We start from the raw sequence: 24,227 nt of genomic DNA, 5'->3' as shown, positions 1-24,227 counted from the left end.
AGAGTGTTCTTAGAGCAATAAACGATCAAATGCGTAAGCATTTATTTGGTCAAGTTACTAAGGGCGCACGGCGGATGCCTTGGCGCTAGGAGCCGAAGAAGGACGTAGCGAACTACGAAAAGCCACGGTAAGCTGTAAGCAAGCCTTGACCCGTGGATCTCCGAATGGGGCAACCCACTATGGTTAATACCATAGTATCACTACCTGAATACATAGGGTAGTAGAAGGCAACCGGGGGAACTGAAACATCTAAGTACCCCGAGGAAGAGAAAGAATAATCGATTCCCTAAGTAGTGGCGAGCGAAATGGGAAGAGCCTAAACACATGTGATGTAAGACTGCAATCGTTGTTACATGTGGGTTGAGGGAGCAATTGTGGTATCTTGCAGGATATCAAGGTAGTTACAAAAGTTAATTTTAGACGAACTGTTTGGAAAGACAGGCCGTAGAAGGTGAAAGCCCTGTAGTTGAAAAGATTAACCCTACCTAATTGCCACCCGAGTACAGCGGGACACGTGAAACCCCGTTGGAATCTAGGAGGACCACCTCCAAAGGCTAAATACTACCTAGCGACCGATAGTGAAGCAGTACCGTGAGGGAAAGGTGAAAAGAACCTCGGAAGAGGAGTGAAAAAGAACCTGAAACCGTGTGCCTACAAACAGTCAAAGCCCCATACGCGGGTGATGGCGTGCCTTTTGTAGAATGAACCAGCGAGTTACGTAGTCAAGCAAGGTTAAGTGGTAAAGCCACGGAGCCGAAGGGAAACCGAGTCTTAAAAGGGCGTGAAGTTTGGCTGCGTAGACCCGAAACCGGGTGACCTACCCATGGCCAGGGTGAAGTTTTGTTAACGCAAAATGGAGGCCCGAACCCACTAATGTTGAAAAATTAGGGGATGAGCTGTGGGTAGCGGAGAAATTCCAATCGAACTCGGAGATAGCTGGTTCTCCCCGAAATAGCTTTAGGGCTAGCCTCGGAATAAAATAGTGGAGGTAGAGCACTGATTGGGCTAGGGGCCTTACCAGGTTACCGAACTCAGTCAAACTCCGAATGCCACATATTTGTTTTCCGGGAGTCAGACTATGGGTGCTAAGGTCCATAGTCGAGAGGGAAACAGCCCAGACCATCTGCTAAGGTCCCAAAGTATAAGTTAAGTGGAAAAGGATGTGGGATTGCACAGACAACCAGGATGTTGGCTTAGAAGCAGCCACCATTTAAAGAGTGCGTAATAGCTCACTGGTCAAGTGATCCTGCGCCGAAAATGTAACGGGGCTCAAACTTATCACCGAAGCAATGGATGATGTAAATCATGGTAGGGGAGCGTTCTATTTGCGCAGAAGCTGTACCGTAAGGAGCAGTGGAGCGAATAGAAGTGAGAATGCTGGTATAAGTAACGAAAAAAGATGTGAGAATCATCTTCGCCGAAAACCTAAGGTTTCCTGAGGAAGGCTCGTCCTCTCAGGGTAAGCCGGGACCTAAGCCGAGGCCGAAAGGCGTAGGCGATGGACAACTGGTAGAGATTCCAGTGCCACCAAACTTCGTTTGAGAGATGGGGTGACGCAGGAAGGTAGGTTATCGCACTGTTGGTTATGTGCGTCCAAGCTTTTAGGGAGAGTAGATAGGCAAATCCGTCGACTCATAATCCTGAGGAGTGAAGGGGACCCGAATGAGGGGAACTAACTGATCCTACACTGCCAAGAAAAGCCTCTATCGAGAAGTAAGGTGCCCGTACCGCAAACCGACACAGGTAGGTAAGGAGAGAATCCTAAGGCGCTCGGGAGAACCTTCGTTAAGGAACTCGGCAAAATGACCCCGTAACTTCGGGAGAAGGGGTGCCTCATTATGGTGAGAGAATTTACTTCTTAAGCTAGAAGAGGCCGCAGTGAATAGGCCCAAGCGACTGTTTAGCAAAAACACAGGTCTCTGCTAAATCGAAAGATGAAGTATAGGGGCTGACGCCTGCCCGGTGCTGGAAGGTTAAGGGAAGAGGTTAGCGCAAGCGAAGCTTTGAACCGAAGCCCCAGTAAACGGCGGCCGTAACTATAACGGTCCTAAGGTAGCGAAATTCCTTGTCAGGTAAGTTCTGACCCGCACGAATGGCGTAACGACTTGGGCACTGTCTCAACGAAGGACCCGGTGAAATTGTAGTACCTGTGAAGATGCAGGTTACCCGCGACAAGACGGAAAGACCCCGTGGAGCTTTACTGTAGCCTGATATTGAGTTTTGGCATTTTATGTACAGGATAGGTGGGAGGCTGAGAAAGTAGCACGCCAGTGTTGCTGGAGCCACCCGTGGGATACCACCCTTAAAGTGCTGGAATTCTAACTGTGTACCGTTATCCGGTACTAGGACAGTGTCAGGTGGGCAGTTTGACTGGGGCGGTCGCCTCCTAAAGAGTAACGGAGGCGCCCAAAGGTTCCCTCAGAATGGTTGGAAATCATTCGAAGAGTGTAAAGGCAGAAGGGAGCTTGACTGCGAGACCTACAAGTCGAGCAGGGACGAAAGTCGGGCTTAGTGACCCGGCGGTACCGAGTGGAAGGGCCGTCGCTCAACGGATAAAAGCTACCCCGGGGATAACAGGCTTATCTCCCCCAAGAGTCCACATCGACGGGGAGGTTTGGCACCTCGATGTCGGCTCATCGCATCCTGGGGCTGAAGAAGGTCCCAAGGGTTGGGCTGTTCGCCCATTAAAGCGGTACGCGAGCTGGGTTCAGAACGTCGTGAGACAGTTCGGTCCCTATCTGTCGCGGGCGCAGGAAGTTTGAAAGGAGCTGTCCTTAGTACGAGAGGACCGGGATGGACGAACCTCTGGTGTACCAGTTGTCATGCCAATGGCAGTTCTGGGTAGCCAAGTTTGGTCGGGATAAGCGCTGAAAGCATCTAAGCGCGAAGCCCCCCTTAAGATAAGACTTCCCATTCCGTAAGGAAGTAAGACCCCAGAAAGACTATCTGGTTGATAGGCTAGGAGTGTAAGGGTAGTAATACCTTCAGCGAACTAGTACTAATCGGTCGAGGACTTGACCTAAATATTTAAGCTGTCAGCTGACAGTAGTCAGCAGTCAGGAAAAACTTTAAGAATAAAACCTTTGAAAACCTTGCTATGAATTTAGTGTGATAGTTTCATCTAGTGATGATGGCGAAGAGGATACACCGGTTCCCATTCCGAACACCGCAGTTAAGCTCTTCAGCGCCGATGGTACTTGGGGTTACCCCCTGGGAGAGTAGGACGTCGCTAGGTACTTAAAAAGACATCAATCTTATGATTGGTGTCTTTTTTGCATATGTAATTTGCACCAATACGAATAAAAAATAGCCACTAACTTCACTAAAAATCTCTACACTAACTGACACTAAAATTAATAAAGTCTTTTGTGTAAGTTAGTGAAATTCTTGATCTATTTAATAGTGTCATTAGTGGCGCAAGTTTCATGCATTCTGCAAAACAAAACACACAATTCTCCGTAATCAGCGTTTATCCTTATTAAATTTTCTGTGAACCCCTTAACTTTTATAGGCAAATCGAGAGCATTTGGTAATTAAAAGGATTATATGGGACGATTTTTAAATAATCCCTTCATAAACATATATTATCACTATTGATAACTCTTAAAAGAAACATATAGCTTTATATAGCGCTTGTTTTAATGACCTTTCTTTGTTAACATAATATAGTACGCAAATTTAGGAGGTAAGTATGGGGAAGAAAATTAGTGTTAGAAATCTTTACAAGGTTTTTGGCAAGAAGCCAAAGAGGGGATTAAAGTTAATTGAAGAGGGAATGTCAAAGGACAGTATTCTTAAAAATACGGGTTTAACAGTGGGGATTAACAATGTAAGCTTTGATGTGAATGAAGGGGAAATCTTCGTAATAATGGGCTTGTCGGGAAGTGGAAAATCTACACTTGTTCGTTGCTTAAACAGGCTTGTTGAGCCCACTAAAGGTGAGATTCTTATTGATGGAACAGATATATTAAAAATGGAAAACAAGAATCTACGAGAAGTAAGAAGAAAATCCGTAAGTATGGTTTTTCAGAACTTCGCTCTATTACCAAATAGAACAATTATTAAAAATGTTGAATATGGATTAGAGGTACAAGGAATTGATAAAGAGATCAGGAGTACTAAAGCTAGGGAAGCACTTAGTTTAGTAGGTTTGGAGGGTTATGAAAATAGTCTACCAGACCAGTTAAGTGGCGGTATGAAACAAAGAGTGGGATTGGCCCGTGCTTTAGCCAATGATCCAGAGATACTTCTAATGGATGAGGCTTTTAGTGCATTGGACCCTCTGATTAGAGGAGATATGCAGGATGAATTATTGGAGCTTCAACATAAGATGAAGAAAACCATTATTTTTATAACACACGATTTAGATGAAGCATTAAAGATAGGTGACAGAATAATGCTGATGAAAGATGGAGAGGCTGTTCAAATCGGAACAGCTGACGAAATTCTCAGTAAACCTGCCAATGATTATGTTCGTAGGTTTGTAGATGGTGTTAACAAAAATGAGCTACTAACCGCTGCTGATATTATGGTTAAGCCATTTACAACAGTGGATATTTCCCAAGGACCTAGAACATGTCTTAAAGAAATGAAAAAATATGGCTTAGAAGTATTATTGGTTACAGATAAAAGTAAGAGATTAGAAGGTATTGTTGAAATAGATGATATTTATAAACTGATAGAATCAGGTGAAAGCAAAATAGAATCTATAGTTAAGGATCATATAAGTAGGGTTAGTTTGAATGCTAGTTTGAATGAAGTTTTAGAATCCACTTTTAGCAACTCTATTCCCACCGCTGTAGTAAATGAAAAGGGGAAGCTAATGGGAGTAATAGTAAAGGGCAGTATATTAGAAGCATTACTCCCTGAAAGGAGTGATGATATTGCCTAGAATCCCTGTAGGAACTTGGTTTGAAGCTTTTGTTGATTTTATTGATATGGTTTTTAAGAGCCAGTTCGACAATATAAGGAAAATGGTAGCAGGAATGGTGGGATTCTTCGAGAGCATACTGCACTTATTGCCTTTTTGGTTGTTAATTATTATACTAGCTTTACTTGTTTACAAAATCACAGGTAGAGGAGTAGCTATTTTTACAGTTGTCGGACTACTATTAATAGAAAATATTGAGTTGTGGGATCAATCGATTCAGACATTATCCTTAGTATTGACATCCACCATAATAACTTTGATAATTGCAATACCATTAGGAATCTTAGCAGCAAAAAATAATGTGGTGGATAAAATAGTAAGACCAGTATTAGACTTTATGCAAACAATGCCTGCATTTGTATACTTGCTACCGGCAGTTACCTTCTTTAGAATAGGTATCGTCCCAGCAGTAATGGCTACAATAATATTTGCTATGCCCCCTGCGGTCAGGTTAACAAACCTTGGAATAAGGCAAGTACCAGATGAATTGGTTGAAGCAGGCAACGCATTTGGATCCACATGGTATCAGATGCTATTTAAGATACAGCTACCCCAAGCTTTGCCGACCATTATGGCAGGTATAAATCAATGTATTATGCTATCTCTATCTATGGTAGTTATTGCTTCAATGATTGGTGCGGGAGGATTAGGTCAGGTAGTAAGAAGTGGAATTTCTAACTTTGATATAGGAATGGGTTTTGAAGGTGGTATAGCAGTAGTAATTATTGCTATTATACTAGATAGGCTTACACAGAGTGTTGGAGTTAAAAAATAGGAGGTTTTTGAAGAATGAAGAATTTTAAAAGTATTTTTATGGTAACAGCTATTGTTTTAATAATGTCTTTGACTTTTGTTGGCTGTACAAGTGGAACAGATAATGAAAATGATCAACAAGAGGTTAGTATCTCATATGTAAACTGGGCATGTGCCACTGCTAGTACATATCTAGTTAAAAACATTCTTGAAATTGAGTATGAATATGACGTAACATTGCATGACTTAGAGGCTGGTCAGATGTGGCAAGGTCTATCAACGGGTGATGCAGACTTTATTTTAGCTGCATGGCTACCTAATACCCACTCTAACTACTATAGTCAATTTAAAGACGAAGTAGTCAATGTTGGGGCAAACTACCATGGGGCTATGGTTGGCTTAGTAGTACCAACATATGTGGATATCGATAGTATTGAGGAACTTAACGCAAACATTGATAAATTTGAAGGACAAATAGTAGGTATAGATTCAGGTGCAGGGATAATGGCTGCAACTAACAATGCCATTGAAGAGTATGATTTGGATTTAAACCTTCTTGAGAGTAGTGATGCTGCTATGACAGCGGAGCTAAGTAGAGCTATCGCTAATAATGAATGGGTTGTTGTTACAGGTTGGGCACCACACTGGAAATTTGCAGACTTCGATCTAAAGTTCTTAGAAGACCCTAAAGACGTCTATGGTGGTGAAGAAACAATTAATACTATTGCCCGTGAGGGTTTCGCAACAGACCACCCCGAAATACAAACTTTCCTAGAAAAATACTACCTATCACCAGAAGAACTAGGGGGTTTAATTGCAACAATGGAGGAATATAGTAATAGGGATGAAGCAGCTCAAGTTTGGATTGAACAAAATAGGGAGTTAGTAGATAGTTGGTTAAACTAATCATTATAATTAAACCCAGGATAAGTCTCTTGAACTTACCCTGGGTTTCTACTATCCAAACAAAATAAAATACCACAATCTTGATAAATGTATATATGCAATATATATTTTATATTGCATTTTATTTGTACTGTGTTATAATAATAAAAATATATATGTACAAGACAAATCCCGTGAAAACGGGTAATTTTTTATATAATAGGGAACTATAGTTTCAATATAAATCTGACAACCTACTTTGCACCCACTGATTTTCTTTATTAAGGCTAAAAAGTGTTAGCAAAAAGACCCATTGTTCTATATAGATAGGATTTAGGCTTTTTTTATACACTTTATATAATTTGAAAGGGGAGTTTTACCTTGGAAAAGTTTATAGAAAATGGTTTGACTTTTGACGATGTTTTACTGGTACCAGCAAAATCTGATGTTTTGCCAAAAGATGTGGTGCTAAAAACCCGCCTAACTAACAAAATCACCTTAAACATGCCTCTAATTAGTGCGGGCATGGACACCGTAACAGAATCTAAGATGGCAATAGCAGTAGCTAGAGAAGGTGGGATTGGTGTAATTCATAAGAATATGACCATTGAAAAACAGGCTACAGAAGTGGACAGAGTAAAAAGATCAGAGCATGGGGTTATAACAAATCCATTTTTTTTAACAAAGGATAATTCAATTGAAGAAGCTGCTGCACTGATGAGCAAATACCGTATATCAGGAGTGCCTATAACTGAAGAAGGTAAACTTATCGGAATTATAACAAACAGGGATTTAAGGTTTGAGCAAGACTTTGACCAACCTATAAAAAACGTAATGACATCTGAGAATCTAGTTGTAGCTCCAGTTGGTACTGACTTAATGACTGCTAAAGATATACTGATGAAACACAAAATTGAGAAACTACCTATAGTAGATGACAACTATAATTTAAAAGGACTAATTACCATTAAAGATATTGAAAAAGCAATAATATATCCAAACTCTGCTAAAGACAGTGACGGAAGGTTACTTGTAGCAGCTGCAGTGGGAGTAAGTCAAGATACCATGGAAAGAATTGATGAACTTGTGAAGGCCAAGGTTGATGTAATTGTTGTTGACACTGCACATGGGCACTCGGCAGGTGTATTGAGGACTATCAGGGCCATTAAAGAGAAATACCCTGACCTGGAAATAATAGGCGGAAATGTGGCAACAAAAGAAGCAACAGTGGATTTAATAAAAGCTGGTGTGTCTGCCGTTAAAGTTGGCATAGGCCCAGGATCAATCTGTACTACTAGAGTAGTGGCTGGAGTTGGTGTTCCTCAAATAACAGCTGTGCATCAATGTGCTGAAGCTGCAAATGAATATAACATACCTGTTATTGCTGACGGAGGAGTTAAGTACTCAGGGGATATTGTTAAAGCCATTGCAGCGGGAGCATCCACTGTAATGTTAGGTGGTTTATTAGCAGGAACAGAAGAGAGCCCTGGGGATATGGAAATCTATAAAGGGCGTAGCTACAAAGTGTATAGAGGTATGGGATCAATAGGAGCAATGAAGGAAGGAAGTAAAGACCGATATTTCCAGGACGATCAAAAAAAGTTGGTTCCTGAAGGAATTGAAGGAAGGGTACCATACAAAGGTTACGTGGCAGAAACCATTTATCAGTTATTGGGTGGACTGCGTGCTGGAATGGGTTACTGTGGATCAAAAAGCCTCGAAGAACTAAAGAAAGCTCAGTTTATTAAAATAACTGGTGCAGGATTAAGAGAAAGCCATCCTCATGATGTAGAAATAACTAAAGAATCTCCTAATTATAGTGTATAGTAGTGAAAATAAGCGAAAAACCCCTTGTTTTAGGGGGTTTTTCTTATTTCGTCAAAAATTCGTCAAAAATAGAAACAAAAAAATTAAACGATATCATTTATTATCGCTTTTGCTTTATCGCGCATGTTTTTATTTACGTGTGAATATGTTTTTCTTAACTGTGTTACGGTATGCCCGGCTATCTGGGCTATTGTCTCATCATCTATTAAGCCGCTGGCTAGCAGTTTAGTTATATAGGTATGTCTTAGTATATGTATAGTTATATCATAGCCCTTAGCCTTAAATGCTTTGTTCAGAGAGCCTTGTAAGTCCTGGGTATTTGGGTAAGGAAATAGCCTCTTGCTGAAATTAACTACTTTACGTGACATAAGTTCTTTTGCATAAGATTTTGGTAATGGTACCTTTCTATATGATCTATCAGACTTTAAAGGTCCAAACCCATACTTGCCAGTTTCTTTTATAATTTTCCATTGTTTATTTATATCAATCTCACAATTTACTATATCTATATCATCTAATGTAACCCCTAAAGCTTCTCCCCCGCGCAAGCCAGTTTTGCTTATAAACTCTATTAGATCATAATATTTACTCTTTGAGAAGTCGGTTAATAATAGTTTTAACTCTTCATCAGTTAAGGCCTTTGAGGTCGCCAATTGGCTTTTAGTCTTAAAAGATACTTTATCACCTAGCTTAATTCCTTGAGTAGGTATGTTTGTTATTAGGTTATAATCGTTTTTAGCAGCACTAAAGACCGTGCCAAGGTAGGTGACATATAATTTAATTGTGTTATTTTTTAGGCTGGTTTTCAAAAGTTGGTCTACTATTTTTTGTACATCCATCTTTTTAATCTTTCTTATGTCCATTGGGTCAAGAACTGTAAACTTATTAAGTGAAGTTTCAAGAGCTTTTATAGTATTTGCTTGTAAGTGTATCTTTGCATGTTCAATATAAACTTCTTTGAAACTCCCAAAGGTAATTCCTTCGTATTCTCTGCTAGGAGATAATCTCATAATTTCTCTTATATCCTCTAGCGTGTTTTCAATCCATGGTTTAGCATCTTTTTGCCTTTTAAAACCCTGTTTTGATTTTTGTTTCCACTTACCGTACTGATCCTTATAATTAATAATACACTGTATACCTTTGTCTTTTTCTCTGTAGCTTACTTTGTAATCCAAGTTAACACCCTCCTAACATTAATCAAACTTGTGAAATACTGCAGATAAACGTCCTAAAATCGTTACTAACTCTTCACTACGTATGATGGTAGGATATGCACTATTGTCAGCTTCTAAAACAATCATTTTCTTGCTTTTAGTAAATTTACGAATAATAATATTACCCTCAACCACAACAAGGGCTATATCTCCATTTCTTAAGTTCAGTGTTTTTGAAACTAAGACTGTAGAATTTTCCCTTATTTTATTACTTTCCATTGCATCATCTTTAGCAACATATGCGTAATCAGCATCAAAGCCATTAGGTAAGGGAGAAACATCACAACTATTTTTAAATATAAGCTTATCACCCTTTACTGCGACAAGTGTAGAGATGATTTTTCCTTCATCCATTCTTGAAAACACTCCCTTTTGTCAATTAGGGCTAGCCATATTAAGTGGCTAGCCCTAATCTATTTTGAAATGTTAAGTACAGCTGATAGCTTGCCTAAAATTTTTATATCACCCCCAGTGAATACCATTGGTGGGTATTTATTATTTTCTGACTGTAAAACAATACTATCCTCATTTTTGTAGAATTTTTTAAGTGTGGCTTCACCTTCAACTAGTATAGCACCTATCTCGCCATTTTCTAGGGTTGGTGTCTGGTGTATAAAGACTATATCACCTTCATTTATACCTGCGTTTATCATACTATCGCCTTTTATATTAAGAGCAAAATCAGCTTTAATTCTACCGTCTATGCTAAAGTAATCTTCTATGTTTTCCTCTGCTAGTATTGGAGTTCCTGCAGCTATTGAACCAAGTACGGGTATTTGTTTTATATCTGATTTAGTTATTTTTGCAGGGGCTGGATTGTCACTTTTCAATACTAGCCATGCTGGATCAACTTCGAGAATTTTAGCAATACTTTCTATTACGGGAAGTTTAATAGTACTTATTTCTCCCTTCTCGTATCTAAGGATTGTGGAACTAGCTACACCAATTTTATCCCCAAGCTCTTTAAGAGTTAAGCCTTTTTCTTTTCTTTTCAATTCAATTCTTTTACCAATCTTTTTATTCAAAGTTATCTCCTCCCGTCTACACATAATTATAGTACAATAATTTGCATATTGCAACATAAAAGAAATATTTTTTTATAATAAATTGCATAGAGCATTGACATGATGAAAATTACGTAGTACAATATGGTTAAGAAAATTGCATAGAGCAATTGGAGGTGATTGATATGGTCAATTCTAATAAGTTAAAAGGAAGAATAGTAGAGCTGGGATTAACACAAAGGGACATAGCAAAAGCTTTAAATATCGCATTACCTACAGCGAGCCAGAAAATTAATAATGTTAGAACTATGGATATAAATGAAGCTTTTATAATAGCAGAAGTGTTAAAAATTCCGGATGATGATTTTAGAGAATATTTTTTTAAGGATTAAATTGCGCAGTGCAACGAAAAGGGAGGTGGTGAAGATGAAACTAACCGAAAAAATAGATTGGTTAATGGAATGGGTGTACTACAGGGAAAATGAATTTAGAACAAAACAATATAATCTCCCGATCTACATTTCAGTAATATCTTTAGTTACGGTTTGTATAGCGTTATTAATGAAACTGTTAAGGCAATAACTGAAATAACTATGGGAACCCAAAACCTAAATTTGTCTTTCGAGATGTATTCTAAATAAGCTACTCCTGGGGGCAGTAATTTATACACATCAACAGTTAACCTAAATTTTGTAGGACGCCCTTTATATAGAACGAGTGGTTCGTCCCCTTTGAGGTTTAAGATATATCCATTTTTTTCGAGTAATTCAATATTGTCTGTTATAGCGTAGCGTGAAGAGATATATTCCTCAATCTCATCTAAGGGTAAACTGCCTTTAGATTGGAGTAGTTTTAAAATTTTTACGGAAATTTTATCAAGCATAATTAGCTCTCCTTTCTATAATATTTGGCCACTGCAATAGCCTGTACCCACATTATAAGAGGATGCTTATGAATTTACAACAAAAAAGAAAGAAAGGAGGTAGTGAAGATGAAAATTAATACAGATATTATTGAAAAAATTTCTGCAAATGGTATTACAGAATTATCTAATAAAGAAGAATTGGGAAAAAGGGTAGCAATCTCAGAAGAGAAAAAAGCAACCTTGCCAGAGGAAGAAGGTATTGAGAAGTATGATAGATCCTTAACCTTAAGTGGCATTATTCGTGAAGTACTTGATGATATTGAACAAATAAAAAAAGATGTTGCTATACTTCGTCAACAAGTACAGCAACAATAGAGACCTAGAAACTAGAAACTTCTTCTCTTTGAGTTCATGGCAATTTCTCTTTCAATATGGTCTATAAAATCTCTTGTCAAAATAGACCGATAAATAGACTCTGATAGAATTTCAGCGAATTGTTCTTTTGATAAATCAGAAACTTTTTCAAACTTGACATTGTTTAAAACTTCTTGAACTGCAGATGTAATCGCATAATTACTCATCATAATTTCCACCCCCTTTCTAAATTGATTAATTCAACATAAGGGGGAGAAAACCTCTTAAGAGGTAACCAATAGGAAGGGAGGTAGTGAAGATGACGAAGATAGAGATTAAAGCAAAAGCATCAGAGTTAAAGGACGTTGAACTTATTTTAAAAAAAGTAAGAGAAATAGAAAAAGAGCACATCTGCCAATGTACTCTAATCCAGATCGATTTGGGAATTAACAAACGTTGTGAGAAAAAAATCTAATTGAAAGGAGCAATTATAATGAGTGAGATAATGATTAACATTTCATTGATATTACTTTCTATTTCTGTCTTATTTTTAGCAAGGTCCATAGAACTTTTGGCAGATGGCAAAAAAGACACTGCGAAATTTGGGATAAAAATGATATATCCTTTGATGGGTTTTTGCTTTGGTACTGTAGTGGTACTTGTAACTAAATTGGTTTAGCTAAATCTCCAACTATCACATTTTTAAAAGGGATAACCACTTCGAGGTTCTCAAATTTGTAAAGGGCTATTGAGGCTGGATTGTTATGATCTACTCTCATATCAGATTCAATTTTACACATATTCTCATAGACAAATGTAACTACACCTGTGCCCTTAGTTGTTTCAAGATTGCCAAGAACTTGATTAGTATCAGGGTCTCTAATTTCTTCGCCATCTAAAGCATATACAATAAATCTTTGGTTCTTTCTTACTCCATCATTAGCCCCGCAATTGATGATTAATGTGGTATCGTTAATAATTTTAGCAACTTTAAAGTTAATCATTTTTAACTAACCTCCTTATTTTTAACTTGGTAATCCTTAATTACTTCAACGGAAATAGTAGGCTTAATAATAATATCTGCTTTGTTTAGATTGAGAATATGGATGAAATCAATGTTTTTTAAAGGGTCCTCGTCTAGTATAGTGTTCTCTAACTTAGTAGGTTTAATCTGAACGTATCCATCTTGTTGCACATTTATAACAACTCCATATCCAACTAAATTTTCAAACACCAGCTCTTTCATAAAAATTGAAACTATAGAATCAGTGGACAATAATTCGCTTTTTTCACATAAGCAAATACCATTAATACATTGTATTATCTTCAAATTCGGATTAGACGGTACATCTAGTTTTTGACTTAATAGATTCATTTCTTCACTTTTTTTAATGATAATGAAAGCTAAAAACCAAATTATTAAAAACATTATTAACATGAAGATTAGGAAGAGTCCATAACTAACAGTTTTTTCTGGGGCAACAACCCACAGAAGAACGCTGGGAGCAAGTCCAACAGCGAATGCAATAAAATTACTAGGACTACCAAAAAAATTCCTTAGGTATGATTTCATATTATCCCCCATTTTCAAGCATTTTAAGGTGAAATATTTTCTTAGTTGATTTCATTTTATTTGTATTACCAAGGGGTGTCAAGCGGAATGAGTGTCTTGCCGAAGCAATTAAATAGAAAAGGTATTAGATATCACTGGAGTCATGGGCTACAAAACAAAGCAGGAGGTAAGAAGAATGAATGAACTGGTTAAAGTAAAAAACGGTGAGGTTCAAATCGACAGTAGAATGATCGCTAAACATTTTGGAAAAGAACACAAAAATGTACTTAGAGATATCCAGGATGAAATTTCAAAACTTGAATATGGTGGATTAGAAGGTAAGCTCATTTTTGAGCCTTCCTCATACATCAGCCAACAGAATAAGGCTTTGCCATGCTACACAATGACTGAAGAAGGAGCATTACAATTAGCAGCTCGGTACGATGCAGTAGCCAGAAGGAAGTTAATCATGCTAATTAAAGAGTTAAAACAACAATTTAAGAAATTGAGTCCACTGGAACAACTAAGACTTCAATACGAAGTAATGGAAAACCATGAAGAAAGATTACTTAACTTAGAAAACACAATGACTATCGACTATGGCCAGCAACAAGACTTACAAACTATTAGCAAAAAAAGAGTATTAGAATGTTTGGGTGGCAAAGAAAGTCGTGCATATAAGAGCAAGGGGCTTGCAGCTAGAATGTTCAGTTCAATGTGGAAAGATTTCAAAGATTATTTTGAAATAAATAGTTACAAAAACACTCCTAAAAAAGAGATAGCAGCAGCCATTGATTTTATAAAAGGATGGCAACCAAACGGAAAATTACAAAGAGAGATAGAGAGATCTAACTTGGAGACAAATCTTTTCGAGGAGGTAGTGTAAATGGATCTAAAACAGATTCAATCTATTCTATCGGAATTTGATGAGTTAAGAAATTTGACCATACAAGAAATTATAAAAGAAATAAAAAAAGAAGCTTTAACTTATCACGATGTCCATAAGAACCTGAACGAAGCTGACAAACAATGTGTTTTTAACTGGGAGGGCTCAAACAAATTCAGTAACCTATTCAGCGAAATCAGTGTATTGATAGAAAAAGAAAAGAGAGACTTGTCGTTAAAAAATAACTCTGATAAGGAGGTAGTATAAATGGATGAGAGAGTAATTGATTTGTTACTGGATATAAAAAAAGAGCTCCAAGATATTAAGGGTACCTTAGAGCCGAAGGAAATTAATGTAGCTGTTGATGGGTATTTAGCAAGTGGTGATTTTTCGGATGACTTACTAAATAAAATAAACGAAAAATTATCACGTGGTGAGATGAGTTTAAACCAAGCGCGTGAAAAATTGGGCTTAAAATCCATAGATAAAGAGTTAACGGATAAAACATTTACTGTACTCGCTCAGGATAATATAAACCAACACATGGAATTTGTAAAAGAAATAATGGTTGAATCAGGAATAATACCAAGCAGTAGATTTGGGAGAGAAGTTTATAAACAATTTGAACTAAATCTAAAGCAAAACTATGAAATTAGAGAAATAGAGACAAAGTTGTCAAATCTGATTAACAAAATATCAGAATAAAGGAGTTTTAACATGAGTGAACTTAAGGATGTAGCTGGTGTAGGAATACTAAGTAAAAAAAGAAAATATGCAGACCCAAAGCTTGAGGCTGAAAGATTAAGAATACGGAGCAATTTTATATTTATGGTCTGCTCACTTTCAGCCTCACTGATATCTGTAATTGTATCAATAGTTGTCCTTATACTAAGACTTCAGGGCAAAAATCTTTAAGGGAGGGAGAGAATTTGGACGAACAACTACTAACTATGGCAGATTTAGCACGTAGATGGCAAGTACACCCTACCACAATAAGAAATTGGATAAACGAAGGCAAGCTAGATCCAATTAAACATTTGTTGCCAACTGTAAGATTTCATCCTGACTACATAAGACAAATAGAAGAAGTTACACCAGGAAAGATGAGTTTTGTGGAGCGTAGAAAACTCAAAAACGAAATTGAGCAATTACAAAAGGAGAACGAAGAACTTAAAAAAGCAACAAGGACAGTATATAGAGAGTTTGCTAAATTTATGGATTTAGGACTAAAGGAGGCATGGCAATAAAAAAATTCTATGGTAGGTGAAGCGCAATGAAGGAAAAACTACTTAAAACAATAGCAAATCATTTAGGTGGTACCGTGTCAGAGAAAATAACTATACTGGATGATGAGCTATCTAATACTTACACTTACTTTAAATTCAAAGATAAAGTTGATTGAATATCTATGAAGTTCCTTGGTCAAAGAGGTTTCATAGAAAATATCACGCGAATGGAAATTGACTTTGAATTCGGTGAAATAGTGATGTATCACCAAGACATTGTTATTTACTCTATAAAATGCATAACGATAAATGACTTCGTCATAGAAAACTCAACTCTAGTAATTACGATTGAGGAGGTGTAAACAGTGAAAGGCATATTTAGTTATAAGGGTAAAGCTAAGGACCTAGTAAAGACCATAAAAAAAGCTCAAAAAGATGCCCCAACTAAATAGGGGTTATCTTTTAAGAAGCAGGTAGGACAAGCTATCAGGGAGGTGAGAGACGTTGAACATGTAAAAGTATTATTAAATATTTATGTAAAGAACATAGATGAATTGTTAAGTAAAGCTAAGAAATATGTAGGGTTATTAAAAGAAGCTAAAACTTTGGCCGAAGAATTAGCTTCCGTAGAATACGAAGTAGAGATTATGTAATTTAAGGGGGTTCTGGAATGAAAGATTAAAATATTGATCAAAGGAACGCTGAACTAGTAAATCTAATAATGGATTTCGTTATTACTAACAGTATGACAATGAAAGATGTTGATGATTGCGTCAAAAAAGTTGCAAAGGTTTTTTATACAGATGGGTTTATTAGAAATAACAAAGAGTAAGTTAGCCAGTGTGACACTGAGTAGAGCACCAGTAACATCCATCAAAAGACTTTGCAGGATTTGCACGCTTTGCATTAGTTATAGCGTCCTTGCAGTTTGAATGAAAGCCAATATAGGACCTGTTTATGGTCGCAGGTAGAAAAGAACAGTCTTCAGTGTGCACTTCATGCTTACCTTTATTATCAGTATTGTTGTTAAAGTAATAGAATTTCATAATTGTTTCACCACCCTTCTACTATATATTGATATTGAACACTTGTTCTAACACTATATATAGTATAACTGAAAAGGAGAGGTGTCAATAGAAATGTTAGATTTTTCTAAAAAAATTAAGGAAGAAAGAGAAAAACAAAGGATTAGCATGTATTCTTTAGCTAAAAAAGCTAACTGTACCAGTAGAGCCATAAGCTACTGGGAAACTGGGCAACGAATTCCTAACATAGAGATAGCAGATAGGGTACTTAAGGCATTAGGTATTAAATTAGTTTTAGGAGATGACTCACAGGGAGGGGAGTAAATTGAAGAATGGAAAGAGACCCACTCGAAATCAGAAGCAGCTATTAAAGAAGCTAGGACTCAACTATCAGAACTGGTTAATAGTAAAAGACACACCAGGATTTATACAAACAATTCATAGGTTTACAGGCCACTCTAGGGCCTATAACAAACCATATTAGCAAAAGGAGGTATTACATGCTTATCCAAGGGGAAACAGCTTATACAAGAGTAAAATGTCCGCACTGTGAGGTAGAAGATACTAGATCCCTACTTATAGGATCTCAAGTAGTTGAATGTTTCAAAAGTGACGGTGGTTGTGGAAAAGAATTTGTTGTTAAAGTTGCAGTAAAAAGAGACTATAAGGTTTCTACATACAAATTTGTAGAAGTAAATGCTCCTGAAACTAAAGGAACTAAGCCAGCCCCAACTGAGCCCATAATAAACAAAATAACTGAAGGACAATCCAAGAGGCTATATGCCCTGTCTAATGGTTACAAAGAATTAATAAAAGAAATTATATCTAAATATGGCTATACAAAGTCAGAGGCTATACAAATAAAGGACTACAACAGGATCTGTAATGAGGTCCAAAATAAAGTAAGGAAAAATAAATAGAGCCCTTAAGAGGGCCCTACAAGAAAGTTGGGTAGGGAGCTGCCACTCCCTTCCTTATATTATAACACAAGGAGGGGCAATAATGAGGAAATTCAAAGGAATGAGATCACTCGCTGATTTAATACAAAGGGCCGGTGAAGAAGGATGGGAAATAGAGACATCGGAGTTCGATAAAAGCAGCGACTGGATCTGGCTAAGAGATATAAAAGAAAGAATGCTCCAGGTCAAAGTAAACCTTACAAACGGAATATTCTTTGTATGGAATCCTGTGTCAGAAATGCCTATAGCAAATCACTTATCCTTAAAATTTGACAATGAAGATTGGTACTTAGAAATTTTAAACTTATTTTACGTAGGAATTGAAGAATAATGCAAACATGCCCTATATGCCATACAACAGTTGAAAAGGAAAGACACTGGGCCCGTTGCCCTAAACATGGACAAGCTGTGTGCCTTAAGCATTGCTATCATGAGTGCAGCTACCACCAAGGAACATATTGTAAATACAGAGACTTAACAATACAAAAAAAATAGAAAAAACGCTTTGCAATTACCTTCCCAAATAACTGCAAAACGTTCTTCCTTAGAACTTGACTTATACCAAAACCATCTACCTCCATTATACCAAAGGAGCAAGGTGTAAGTCAAGAAAAGCCTTATATAATCGGGCTTTTCAAGCTCGTAATGGGTATTATCTTTTCTACGAAACAAGCTAATGGAGGTAATAGCGTGAGAAATTTTATCAGGGAGAAGAAGATTTACTGTGGGGACAAATATCTGGAAGTTGATATATATTCATACACAAAAAATCAAACAATAAATTCTAAAAGTGGTAAGAGATCTAAGAAGAAAAATATCACAGAACCCAAGCAAAAAAATCTAAATGATAAAAATGCAAGAAGATATCTGACTCAGTTAGCCAACACAAATTTTGATGAAAGAGACTTACACGTAACAGCTACATACAAGGATAAATACTTACCGAAAACAATAGAAGAAGCTGAAAAAGAAGTTACTAACTACCTCAGAAGACTAAGCTACAGAAGAAAGAAACAAGGGCTCTCACCCTTAAAGTACATACTGGTTACAGAGTACAACACAAAAAAAGGAGAGGAAAAACCAATAAGAATCCATCACCATATATTTATAAATGGTGGTTTAGACAGAGATATAGTCGAGGACCTATGGTGTAAAAGAAAAAAGAAAGGAGAGAAAAAAGGGGAAATGATTGGGTATGTAAATGCAGACAGATTACAACCAGATGAAAATGGAGTAGCGGCTCTTTGTACATACCTAACAAAAAACCCAAACGGTAAAAAACGCTGGAGCTCAAGTCAAAACTTAGAAAAACCATGGTACAGAAATAATGATCACAAATATAGCCGGAGAGAAATATCCAAAATAGCAAAAGAGCCTCCGGATATATCCTACTGGGAAAGAAGATACCCAGGATGGACCATATCAAAAAATGATTATGCCGTGAGGATGGAATACAACGAATACACAGGTTGGTCATTCTACTTAAAGTTACGCAAGAGAGATTGAAAAAATATAGAAAGGTGGAAATCAATATGGATGCTAAAGGAATGATAGAAGTTCAAAAACATATGAACCAGTTATATAAAAATGGAAAAGCTACTGTTCCCAAAGAACTAAGCGAAGAAGTTCAGCTAGAGATAGAAGCCTTACAAGTGAAATATAATTGTGAACAGTCCAACGAAGAAATTGAAATAACAGTTCCAGCGTGGATGTCATGAAAAAACTGTTAATCGTAATGATAGCAATTGCTACTATAGCCACAATCAAAAATATAGAAAGTCAAATAACTCACAGAGAATCAATCATAGATGAACAGTTACGGGTCATTAAGCAGCAGAATATTGACATGGACAAGCTCATCGAGGAATTAGAGTATATCAAGAATGAGCTGCAGAAGTGGGAAATCATAGACTTAGAAGTTACAGCATACTCACCAAGAGACAATATAAGTGGAATATGTACAGATGGAAACCCTGAAATAACTGCCAGTGGGACAAGCCCTAAAGTTGGGACCGTGGCAGTAAACCCTAAAATAATACCATACGGAACTAGACTCATCATCCCAGGCTATGGATTATCTACAGCCGAAGATACAGGAGCAGCTATAAGAGCGAGAATCAATCTAATTGATATTTATATGGACTCTCACCAGGAAGCAATTAAGTGGGGAAGACAAAATCTAAAAGTATTAGTTGAAAGGAATGATTAAAAAATGATAAACAGAGTTGTATTAGTAGGTCGATTAACAAAGGATCCAGAGCTTAGATATACACCAAATACAGCTACAGCGATAACAAACTTTACATTAGCTGTAAATCGTAACTTCACAAACCAGCAAGGGGAGAATGAGGCTGACTTCGTACCTATTGTTGTTTGGAGAGCAAAAGCAGAGAATGCTGCAAATTACTTAAGAAAGGGTTCTCTATGTGGAATAGACGGACGATTACAAACTAGGAGGTATGAAACTCCGGAGGGGGAAAAGAGATTTGTCACGGAAGTAATTGCGGATAATGTTACATTCTTAGATTCAAAAAAGAACAATGATACTCAAGAATATTACTCAGGCTTTGGCCAAGAAGTAGATGAGGATGTACCCTTCTAAAAGCCAAGCTATAACGAAAGGGAGGCATAACAATGTCTAAAAATCAAATAGAGTGGAATGAAGTGAAAATTGATGCATTGAAAAACCTGTATATAAAAGGTCATACAATAAAAGCTATAGCTAAGATATATAAAGTTAGTGAAGATGCTATCAGAGAGCAAATAGTTAAATTAAAACTGAAAGGGGAAATTTAGATGTTACTACCTGTTTTAAAGAAAAAAGAAAGCTATGGTGAAGCTTTTAAGAAGGTTATAGAGGAAGTAAAAGAATTTAATGATGCTCTAACAGATTACAGAGTAACAGGAAACTTACTTAACAGAGATAATGCTGCAGCAGAGGCCGTAAATGTAATCCAAACAGTTGTATATATACTAGAACTGTTAAAAAAAGATGGAGCAGACATAGATAAAGCAGGCAGAGACAATCTAACCTCAATAGTAAATAAACATAGTTTTCTGTTTGATGGTTACTACGAATTAAGGAAATTAGATTAAACAAAAACAAAGGAGGCGGTACCATGTTAGAACAAACTATAAAAAAGATAACAGATGAAATAGAAAACAATAAAAATAATCCATATATAAAACTGGTTGGTGACTTTATAAAGGTCCGATTTGTAGAAGAAAATGATGTGGAGAATATATCTACAAGAGAACTCCAAAAATTACTAAAAGAAAGAGATGAAGCAATAGAAGCCAAGGAACAAGCCATAAAAGAAAAAGAAACATTTGAAGAAGTTGTTAACAATAAAGACCTAACAATAGAAGAACTACAAAAACAACTGGAATTAGAAAAAAGCTTACCGATCGATGAAGCCATAGTGGAAAGTCTAGAAAATAAGATTAAAGATCTAGAAGAACAAAAAGAAGCTGCACAAACAAAGATTGATGACCTAACAAAAGAATTGAGTGGACCGGCAGTATTGGAAACAGCAGTAGTTGAAAAAGTTCCCGAGGAGATTGAAAAAGAATTGCAGGAGCTAAGGGAAAAACTCTCCAAGGCATCAACGGAAACCAAAAAAGATGAATCAGTAATCAAATTTAGAGTTCAATTCAATTCGTTGGCTGAAGGATTCAAAGAGCTACTGGTAACTCTAGGTGAGATAGATGATGCTGAAACCAAAAATAAATATGCAACTGCAGTAAATGGGTTGCTAAATAAAATGAAAAATAGTTTGGAGGGGTAGCCATGGTATGGATTGGAATAACAATAGGTTGTGTGGTAGGTTTGGCCTTCGGGATGTTTATAATGGCAGCTTTAAGTATTAATAAGTGTAATAAATGCGATTTGGTTCAAAGGTGCAGGGTTTGCGGTTGTACCTATTACGAACCATGCGAAGGTGGTTGCTACTGGGTAGATCATAATCTATGTAGTAAGTGCTTGGTTAAAGAAGCCTAAGGATGTATGTAAAACCATTATTTGTGGACAAGCCTCCTAAACTCACTAAAAAGCAAATAGAGAAGGTAAAGCAAATTGTTAGAGAGAATGCTGATGGCTACTGCCAAGAATGTGACCATTGGTTTGGGGAGGCTTTAGAGTTCCACCACATAGTATTTCAATCTCAAGGAGGCAGAGATACTATAGAAAATGGAATAATGCTATGTCATGGGTGCCATAGAGGTACCAATGGGGTCCATGGAAAGAATGGAAGAGAACTAGATTTAAAACTGAAACTGAAGCTTCAGGATTATTATTTTGACCAAGGATTGAGTGAGGACATAGTTAGAGTTTTGATGGGCGGGAAATTGTATCCTTAAAATTATTGTTTATAGGATAGGAGGGATTAAGATTGAAAGCCAAGCAATGTATTTGCTTTGAATTAGGTCAAAATGATACGGGATATTGTCATCAAGGTGATATTGTAATAACAGAGGAAACCAAGAGTATTTGTGATAAATGCCAGTGTTTTGAATCTATATTTGTACCGTAAAATAATGTTTTTATAGGGAGGTAATGCAATGGAAGTTAAATGTATAAAGGAACTAAGTGTGCCGATGTGCGATGATGATGGTTTGCATTTAGATAATGGAGAAACATATGTAGTTGAGCAAGGAACTGAGTGGGAAGTCATAGAGGATAAAGTACGATACATTGTTGGTGGAGAGATAAGGTTAGAAAGCGGGAGTGGATGGGTAGAAATTAGCGAAGATACATTTAAGGAACATTTTGAGCCGGCAAAATAATATTTTCTTATGGAGGTAATAACATGAAAGAAAATTTAGCAATGCTAATATCGCTTATTCTTGGTGGTATAGCAACACTGTTTGTAATAGAAAAGGACCTTAGGAGGAAATGTAATCTCTGTAAGTATAGAATAGAAAGAGCAAAGAATGAGCAAAGAATGAGAACACTTGTGTAGCCTGTGGTGCAGTAATTCCAGAAGAGTTTTTGGTTTGCCCTGGTCCTTGTTTAAAAAAGCATAAAGACTGACTAATGGGAGAGTGATAGATGTGGGAGATAAAAACAACTTGAAATATAATAATAGTGGTTATGTTGACTTAACAGCACGTGATGCACTAGAGCCTATGGTAAAAGAAGAAGCTGCAGTCGAGAAAAAGTCGAATGAGCTAGTAAGAATAGTTAAGCACATTATAGCTCTTGCAGGGTTTGAACTTATTGGGAGAGTGCAGATCAGGCATAAAAAGACTGGAAGGGAGTTCAGATAGCATGAAGAATGAAGCTATTATTGAAAAGACAGCAATGGTCACTGCGAAAGAAGTAGTTTCAGAACTAAAAAAGCAGGGATTACTCAAAGATAAGAGACAAACTCCTTTTCAAAAAACTGAAACTCTACTGTACAACTACAAGAATTTCAAGGCAGCTATAGAGGATAAGTTAGAACAGATAAAAGAAATAGAGTTGGTGGGATTACCTAAAAGGTCACCAAGCATTACTTCCTTCTCTTCCAGTGGTTCAAATGAAGTGAAGTCTGAATCAGATAAGGTAGAAGAGAAGATAAGTGCCATAGATAATAGCATTCAAGATACTAGAAGATTTATAAGTATCATAGATGCAGCCTTAGATTCTCTAAAAAAGGATACATACTTTGATATAATTCGTTTAAAATACTTTGAAGGTATGAATGGGGAGGATATAGCTGAGTACTATCAAGTAGATGTAAGGACTATAGCAAGGAATAAAAATAGGCTTATAAACAAATTACAGATTAGATTGTTTAGTGATGAGGTCATTGGCCAATTGTTTCATAATTAAAAATGTCCTTTTCGTGTCCTTTTCATGCCCTTGTCAATCCCTTTTTGATATGATATACTTTGTACAATTAAATTTATAGTTAAAAATACCAGTTACAGGAAAACTCTGAGCTGGTATTTTTCAATATTGAAGGAATTAATCATCTCGATGTGGAATACGTATGTATAAATCACATGGGAGGGGATTAGTATGTATAAGAAAATACTTGTATTATTAACAATAGCATTCATATTAGCTGGTTGTGGTGATAATTACTATAAAGTAGACAGCAATAGTGAATTAACCAAAGATGATATGATAATACTTCAAAAGAACTATGAAGATTTAGATCAAGCACAGCAAAGCAGGGCATCTACTTTACATCTATACATGACAGCAGATGAATTAGAGAAGTTTGAAGATGATCTCAGGAGACTATTTATTGGAGAAATGGCAAGTCTAGGTTCAACAAATGAAGAGGCTGATAAAGAAGTTTTTAGCAATAATTTTGATTATACACTTCGCAAATTAAAAGGAGAATTAACAGAAGAGGAAATAAAAGAAGAAGAAGACCGAAAAAACAACTTAGAAGCTACTAGACAAGAAGAAACTGAGGCAAGAAGAGAAATACAGGAAAATTTGGATTTAATTAATAATAGTGATAGTAAAATTGAAACACTAAACATTGAGAGTTACTCAAATGTGGGGAAAGTTGAAATAAATTTTGTAATAGATTCCTTACAAGAAATAACAGTAGGAGAAATTGTTTATACTCGAATCAGTATTGTTGATGCAATAATGGATGTTGTAGACAAAGAAGGGCTTAAAGTTTTAATAAATCTCTACCTTGGAGAAGAATATAAAGATACCTATACTTTCGAACTTGGAATGGGTTGGGATAAAGATGTAACACCGTAAGGCACTCGTATGAGTGTCCTTTTATTTTACATTAA

Annotated in this window: 41 protein-coding genes and 2 rRNA genes; 35 read left to right on the top strand and 8 right to left on the bottom strand. The window is 36.6% G+C overall.

The window, feature by feature from the left end; all coding sequences use genetic code 11:
• Positions 1–47: 47 nt before the first annotated feature.
• The 6 genes from HYG86_RS09385 (at position 48) to guaB (ending at position 8,395) form a co-directional block, all read left to right on the top strand.
• Positions 48–3,022: ribosomal RNA gene (locus HYG86_RS09385) — 23S ribosomal RNA — on the top strand.
• 98 nt (positions 3,023–3,120) lie between these two features.
• Positions 3,121–3,235, top strand: a 5S ribosomal RNA gene (gene rrf / locus HYG86_RS09380).
• Between the two features lie 456 nt (positions 3,236–3,691).
• Complete coding sequence (locus tag HYG86_RS09375; protein ID WP_213165338.1) at positions 3,692–4,891, top strand: quaternary amine ABC transporter ATP-binding protein; 1,200 nt, start codon at positions 3,692–3,694, stop codon at positions 4,889–4,891.
• Positions 4,878–5,705, top strand: coding sequence for an ABC transporter permease (locus HYG86_RS09370; protein ID WP_281391327.1), 828 nt, complete (start codon positions 4,878–4,880; stop codon positions 5,703–5,705). The genes HYG86_RS09375 and HYG86_RS09370 overlap by 14 nt, the downstream gene beginning before the upstream one ends.
• A gap of 14 nt (positions 5,706–5,719) precedes the next feature.
• Positions 5,720–6,589, top strand: a complete 870-nt coding sequence (locus HYG86_RS09365; protein WP_213165336.1) for a glycine betaine ABC transporter substrate-binding protein — start codon at positions 5,720–5,722, stop codon at positions 6,587–6,589.
• A gap of 360 nt (positions 6,590–6,949) precedes the next feature.
• A complete protein-coding gene (gene guaB / locus HYG86_RS09360; protein WP_213165335.1) occupies positions 6,950–8,395 on the top strand; it encodes an IMP dehydrogenase in 1,446 nt (481 codons plus the stop codon).
• An 83-nt stretch (positions 8,396–8,478) separates the two neighbouring features.
• Here the strand turns inward: guaB and HYG86_RS09355 are convergent, their stop codons facing one another.
• The 3 genes from HYG86_RS09355 to lexA are packed head-to-tail and all read right to left on the bottom strand — an operon-like array spanning position 8,479 to position 10,634.
• Positions 8,479–9,570: a site-specific integrase gene (locus HYG86_RS09355; RefSeq protein ID WP_213165334.1), complete on the bottom strand. Its 1,092-nt coding sequence runs from the start codon at positions 9,568–9,570 to the stop codon at positions 8,479–8,481.
• A gap of 18 nt (positions 9,571–9,588) precedes the next feature.
• Entirely contained in the window at positions 9,589–9,963 is a 375-nt protein-coding gene (locus tag HYG86_RS09350) for a LexA family protein (protein ID WP_213165333.1), read from the bottom strand.
• A gap of 59 nt (positions 9,964–10,022) precedes the next feature.
• Positions 10,023–10,634, bottom strand: coding sequence for a transcriptional repressor LexA (gene lexA, locus HYG86_RS09345; RefSeq protein WP_213165332.1), 612 nt, complete (start codon positions 10,632–10,634; stop codon positions 10,023–10,025).
• Between the two features lie 164 nt (positions 10,635–10,798).
• On the opposite strand from lexA, the gene HYG86_RS09340 reads away from it, so the two are divergent.
• Positions 10,799–11,005, top strand: coding sequence for a helix-turn-helix transcriptional regulator (locus HYG86_RS09340; protein WP_213165331.1), 207 nt, complete (start codon positions 10,799–10,801; stop codon positions 11,003–11,005).
• 146 nt (positions 11,006–11,151) lie between these two features.
• On the opposite strand, the gene HYG86_RS09335 is transcribed toward HYG86_RS09340, so the two are convergent.
• Positions 11,152–11,496 (bottom strand): hypothetical protein, encoded by a 345-nt coding sequence (locus HYG86_RS09335; RefSeq protein ID WP_213165330.1) that lies wholly within the window; start codon positions 11,494–11,496, stop codon positions 11,152–11,154.
• Positions 11,497–11,604: 108 nt separating this feature from the next.
• On the opposite strand from HYG86_RS09335, the gene HYG86_RS09330 reads away from it, so the two are divergent.
• Positions 11,605–11,853: a hypothetical protein gene (locus HYG86_RS09330; protein WP_213165329.1), complete on the top strand. Its 249-nt coding sequence runs from the start codon at positions 11,605–11,607 to the stop codon at positions 11,851–11,853.
• An 11-nt stretch (positions 11,854–11,864) separates the two neighbouring features.
• On the opposite strand, the gene HYG86_RS09325 is transcribed toward HYG86_RS09330, so the two are convergent.
• Positions 11,865–12,062, bottom strand: coding sequence for a hypothetical protein (locus HYG86_RS09325; protein WP_213165328.1), 198 nt, complete (start codon positions 12,060–12,062; stop codon positions 11,865–11,867).
• 89 nt (positions 12,063–12,151) lie between these two features.
• Here HYG86_RS09325 and HYG86_RS09320 point away from each other — a divergent pair, with 89 nt between their 5' ends.
• Together HYG86_RS09320 and HYG86_RS09315 are read left to right on the top strand one after the other, a co-directional pair.
• On the top strand, positions 12,152–12,307 hold the full coding sequence (locus HYG86_RS09320) for a hypothetical protein (protein WP_213165327.1): 156 nt from the start codon (positions 12,152–12,154) through the stop codon (positions 12,305–12,307).
• Between the two features lie 18 nt (positions 12,308–12,325).
• Positions 12,326–12,511: a hypothetical protein gene (locus tag HYG86_RS09315; RefSeq protein ID WP_213165326.1), complete on the top strand. Its 186-nt coding sequence runs from the start codon at positions 12,326–12,328 to the stop codon at positions 12,509–12,511.
• On the opposite strand, the gene HYG86_RS09310 is transcribed toward HYG86_RS09315, so the two are convergent.
• Both HYG86_RS09310 and HYG86_RS09305 read right to left on the bottom strand, forming a co-directional pair.
• On the bottom strand, positions 12,498–12,836 hold the full coding sequence (locus HYG86_RS09310) for a hypothetical protein (protein ID WP_213165325.1): 339 nt from the start codon (positions 12,834–12,836) through the stop codon (positions 12,498–12,500). The genes HYG86_RS09315 and HYG86_RS09310 overlap by 14 nt on opposite strands.
• A gap of 2 nt (positions 12,837–12,838) precedes the next feature.
• On the bottom strand, positions 12,839–13,405 hold the full coding sequence (locus tag HYG86_RS09305) for a hypothetical protein (protein ID WP_213165324.1): 567 nt from the start codon (positions 13,403–13,405) through the stop codon (positions 12,839–12,841).
• Positions 13,406–13,580: 175 nt separating this feature from the next.
• On the opposite strand from HYG86_RS09305, the gene HYG86_RS09300 reads away from it, so the two are divergent.
• The 7 genes from HYG86_RS09300 to HYG86_RS09275 all read left to right on the top strand — a co-directional run bounded on the left by HYG86_RS09300 (position 13,581) and on the right by HYG86_RS09275 (position 16,149).
• Positions 13,581–14,270 carry a Rha family transcriptional regulator gene (locus HYG86_RS09300; RefSeq protein WP_213165323.1) on the top strand — a complete coding sequence of 230 codons (690 nt, stop codon included), beginning with the start codon at positions 13,581–13,583 and terminating at the stop codon, positions 14,268–14,270.
• Positions 14,271–14,537, top strand: a complete 267-nt coding sequence (locus HYG86_RS09295) for a hypothetical protein (RefSeq protein ID WP_213165322.1) — start codon at positions 14,271–14,273, stop codon at positions 14,535–14,537. It abuts the gene before it with no gap.
• Positions 14,538–14,975 (top strand): hypothetical protein, encoded by a 438-nt coding sequence (locus tag HYG86_RS09290; RefSeq protein WP_213165321.1) that lies wholly within the window; start codon positions 14,538–14,540, stop codon positions 14,973–14,975.
• Between the two features lie 12 nt (positions 14,976–14,987).
• Positions 14,988–15,185, top strand: coding sequence for a hypothetical protein (locus HYG86_RS09285; protein WP_213165320.1), 198 nt, complete (start codon positions 14,988–14,990; stop codon positions 15,183–15,185).
• A gap of 14 nt (positions 15,186–15,199) precedes the next feature.
• Positions 15,200–15,517 carry a helix-turn-helix domain-containing protein gene (locus tag HYG86_RS09280; RefSeq protein ID WP_213165319.1) on the top strand — a complete coding sequence of 106 codons (318 nt, stop codon included), beginning with the start codon at positions 15,200–15,202 and terminating at the stop codon, positions 15,515–15,517.
• Between the two features lie 26 nt (positions 15,518–15,543).
• Positions 15,544–15,672, top strand: a complete 129-nt coding sequence (locus tag HYG86_RS18285) for a hypothetical protein (protein WP_281391268.1) — start codon at positions 15,544–15,546, stop codon at positions 15,670–15,672.
• Between the two features lie 318 nt (positions 15,673–15,990).
• The gene (locus tag HYG86_RS09275; RefSeq protein WP_213165318.1) at positions 15,991–16,149 is read left to right on the top strand and encodes a hypothetical protein; all 159 of its coding nucleotides are present in this window, start codon (positions 15,991–15,993) and stop codon (positions 16,147–16,149) included.
• A gap of 180 nt (positions 16,150–16,329) precedes the next feature.
• On the opposite strand, the gene HYG86_RS09270 is transcribed toward HYG86_RS09275, so the two are convergent.
• Positions 16,330–16,542, bottom strand: coding sequence for a hypothetical protein (locus HYG86_RS09270; protein ID WP_213165317.1), 213 nt, complete (start codon positions 16,540–16,542; stop codon positions 16,330–16,332).
• 93 nt (positions 16,543–16,635) lie between these two features.
• Here HYG86_RS09270 and HYG86_RS09265 point away from each other — a divergent pair, with 93 nt between their 5' ends.
• The 18 genes from HYG86_RS09265 to HYG86_RS09180 all read left to right on the top strand — a co-directional run bounded on the left by HYG86_RS09265 (position 16,636) and on the right by HYG86_RS09180 (position 24,192).
• Positions 16,636–16,845, top strand: coding sequence for a helix-turn-helix domain-containing protein (locus tag HYG86_RS09265; RefSeq protein ID WP_213165316.1), 210 nt, complete (start codon positions 16,636–16,638; stop codon positions 16,843–16,845).
• A gap of 1 nt (position 16,846) precedes the next feature.
• The gene (locus tag HYG86_RS09260) at positions 16,847–17,005 is read left to right on the top strand and encodes a DUF6906 family protein (RefSeq protein WP_213165315.1); all 159 of its coding nucleotides are present in this window, start codon (positions 16,847–16,849) and stop codon (positions 17,003–17,005) included.
• 16 nt (positions 17,006–17,021) lie between these two features.
• Positions 17,022–17,441: a hypothetical protein gene (locus tag HYG86_RS09255; RefSeq protein ID WP_213165314.1), complete on the top strand. Its 420-nt coding sequence runs from the start codon at positions 17,022–17,024 to the stop codon at positions 17,439–17,441.
• Positions 17,442–17,523: 82 nt separating this feature from the next.
• The gene (locus HYG86_RS09250) at positions 17,524–17,811 is read left to right on the top strand and encodes a hypothetical protein (RefSeq protein WP_213165313.1); all 288 of its coding nucleotides are present in this window, start codon (positions 17,524–17,526) and stop codon (positions 17,809–17,811) included.
• Positions 17,812–18,170: 359 nt separating this feature from the next.
• The gene (locus HYG86_RS09245) at positions 18,171–18,986 is read left to right on the top strand and encodes a rolling circle replication-associated protein (protein ID WP_246451730.1); all 816 of its coding nucleotides are present in this window, start codon (positions 18,171–18,173) and stop codon (positions 18,984–18,986) included.
• Between the two features lie 26 nt (positions 18,987–19,012).
• Positions 19,013–19,198 (top strand): hypothetical protein, encoded by a 186-nt coding sequence (locus tag HYG86_RS09240; RefSeq protein ID WP_213165311.1) that lies wholly within the window; start codon positions 19,013–19,015, stop codon positions 19,196–19,198.
• Entirely contained in the window at positions 19,195–19,689 is a 495-nt protein-coding gene (locus HYG86_RS09235; RefSeq protein WP_213165310.1) for a 3D domain-containing protein, read from the top strand. Before HYG86_RS09240 ends, HYG86_RS09235 begins: the two co-directional genes overlap by 4 nt.
• A gap of 3 nt (positions 19,690–19,692) precedes the next feature.
• Positions 19,693–20,082, top strand: a complete 390-nt coding sequence (locus tag HYG86_RS09230) for a single-stranded DNA-binding protein (protein WP_213165309.1) — start codon at positions 19,693–19,695, stop codon at positions 20,080–20,082.
• Between the two features lie 32 nt (positions 20,083–20,114).
• The gene (locus HYG86_RS09225) at positions 20,115–20,276 is read left to right on the top strand and encodes a helix-turn-helix domain-containing protein (protein ID WP_213165308.1); all 162 of its coding nucleotides are present in this window, start codon (positions 20,115–20,117) and stop codon (positions 20,274–20,276) included.
• On the top strand, positions 20,277–20,576 hold the full coding sequence (locus HYG86_RS09220) for a hypothetical protein (protein WP_213165307.1): 300 nt from the start codon (positions 20,277–20,279) through the stop codon (positions 20,574–20,576).
• A gap of 23 nt (positions 20,577–20,599) precedes the next feature.
• On the top strand, positions 20,600–21,268 hold the full coding sequence (locus HYG86_RS09215) for a hypothetical protein (protein ID WP_213165306.1): 669 nt from the start codon (positions 20,600–20,602) through the stop codon (positions 21,266–21,268).
• 214 nt (positions 21,269–21,482) lie between these two features.
• Positions 21,483–21,839, top strand: coding sequence for an HNH endonuclease (locus HYG86_RS09210; protein WP_213165305.1), 357 nt, complete (start codon positions 21,483–21,485; stop codon positions 21,837–21,839).
• Between the two features lie 32 nt (positions 21,840–21,871).
• Complete coding sequence (locus HYG86_RS09205) at positions 21,872–22,012, top strand: hypothetical protein (protein ID WP_213165304.1); 141 nt, start codon at positions 21,872–21,874, stop codon at positions 22,010–22,012.
• Positions 22,013–22,040: 28 nt separating this feature from the next.
• Positions 22,041–22,265, top strand: a complete 225-nt coding sequence (locus HYG86_RS09200; RefSeq protein WP_213165303.1) for a hypothetical protein — start codon at positions 22,041–22,043, stop codon at positions 22,263–22,265.
• 23 nt (positions 22,266–22,288) lie between these two features.
• Positions 22,289–22,441: a hypothetical protein gene (locus tag HYG86_RS09195; RefSeq protein ID WP_213165302.1), complete on the top strand. Its 153-nt coding sequence runs from the start codon at positions 22,289–22,291 to the stop codon at positions 22,439–22,441.
• A gap of 91 nt (positions 22,442–22,532) precedes the next feature.
• Positions 22,533–22,748: a hypothetical protein gene (locus tag HYG86_RS09190; RefSeq protein ID WP_246451728.1), complete on the top strand. Its 216-nt coding sequence runs from the start codon at positions 22,533–22,535 to the stop codon at positions 22,746–22,748.
• Position 22,749: 1 nt separating this feature from the next.
• Entirely contained in the window at positions 22,750–23,295 is a 546-nt protein-coding gene (locus tag HYG86_RS09185; RefSeq protein WP_213165300.1) for a sigma-70 RNA polymerase sigma factor region 4 domain-containing protein, read from the top strand.
• Between the two features lie 189 nt (positions 23,296–23,484).
• On the top strand, positions 23,485–24,192 hold the full coding sequence (locus HYG86_RS09180; protein WP_213165299.1) for a hypothetical protein: 708 nt from the start codon (positions 23,485–23,487) through the stop codon (positions 24,190–24,192).
• The last annotated feature ends 35 nt before the right edge of the window (positions 24,193–24,227 follow it).

This window comes from Alkalicella caledoniensis, assembly GCF_014467015.1.
GTDB classification, from domain to species: domain Bacteria; phylum Bacillota; class Proteinivoracia; order Proteinivoracales; family Proteinivoracaceae; genus Alkalicella; species Alkalicella caledoniensis.
This window is presented reverse-complemented; position numbering and strand designations above follow the sequence as displayed.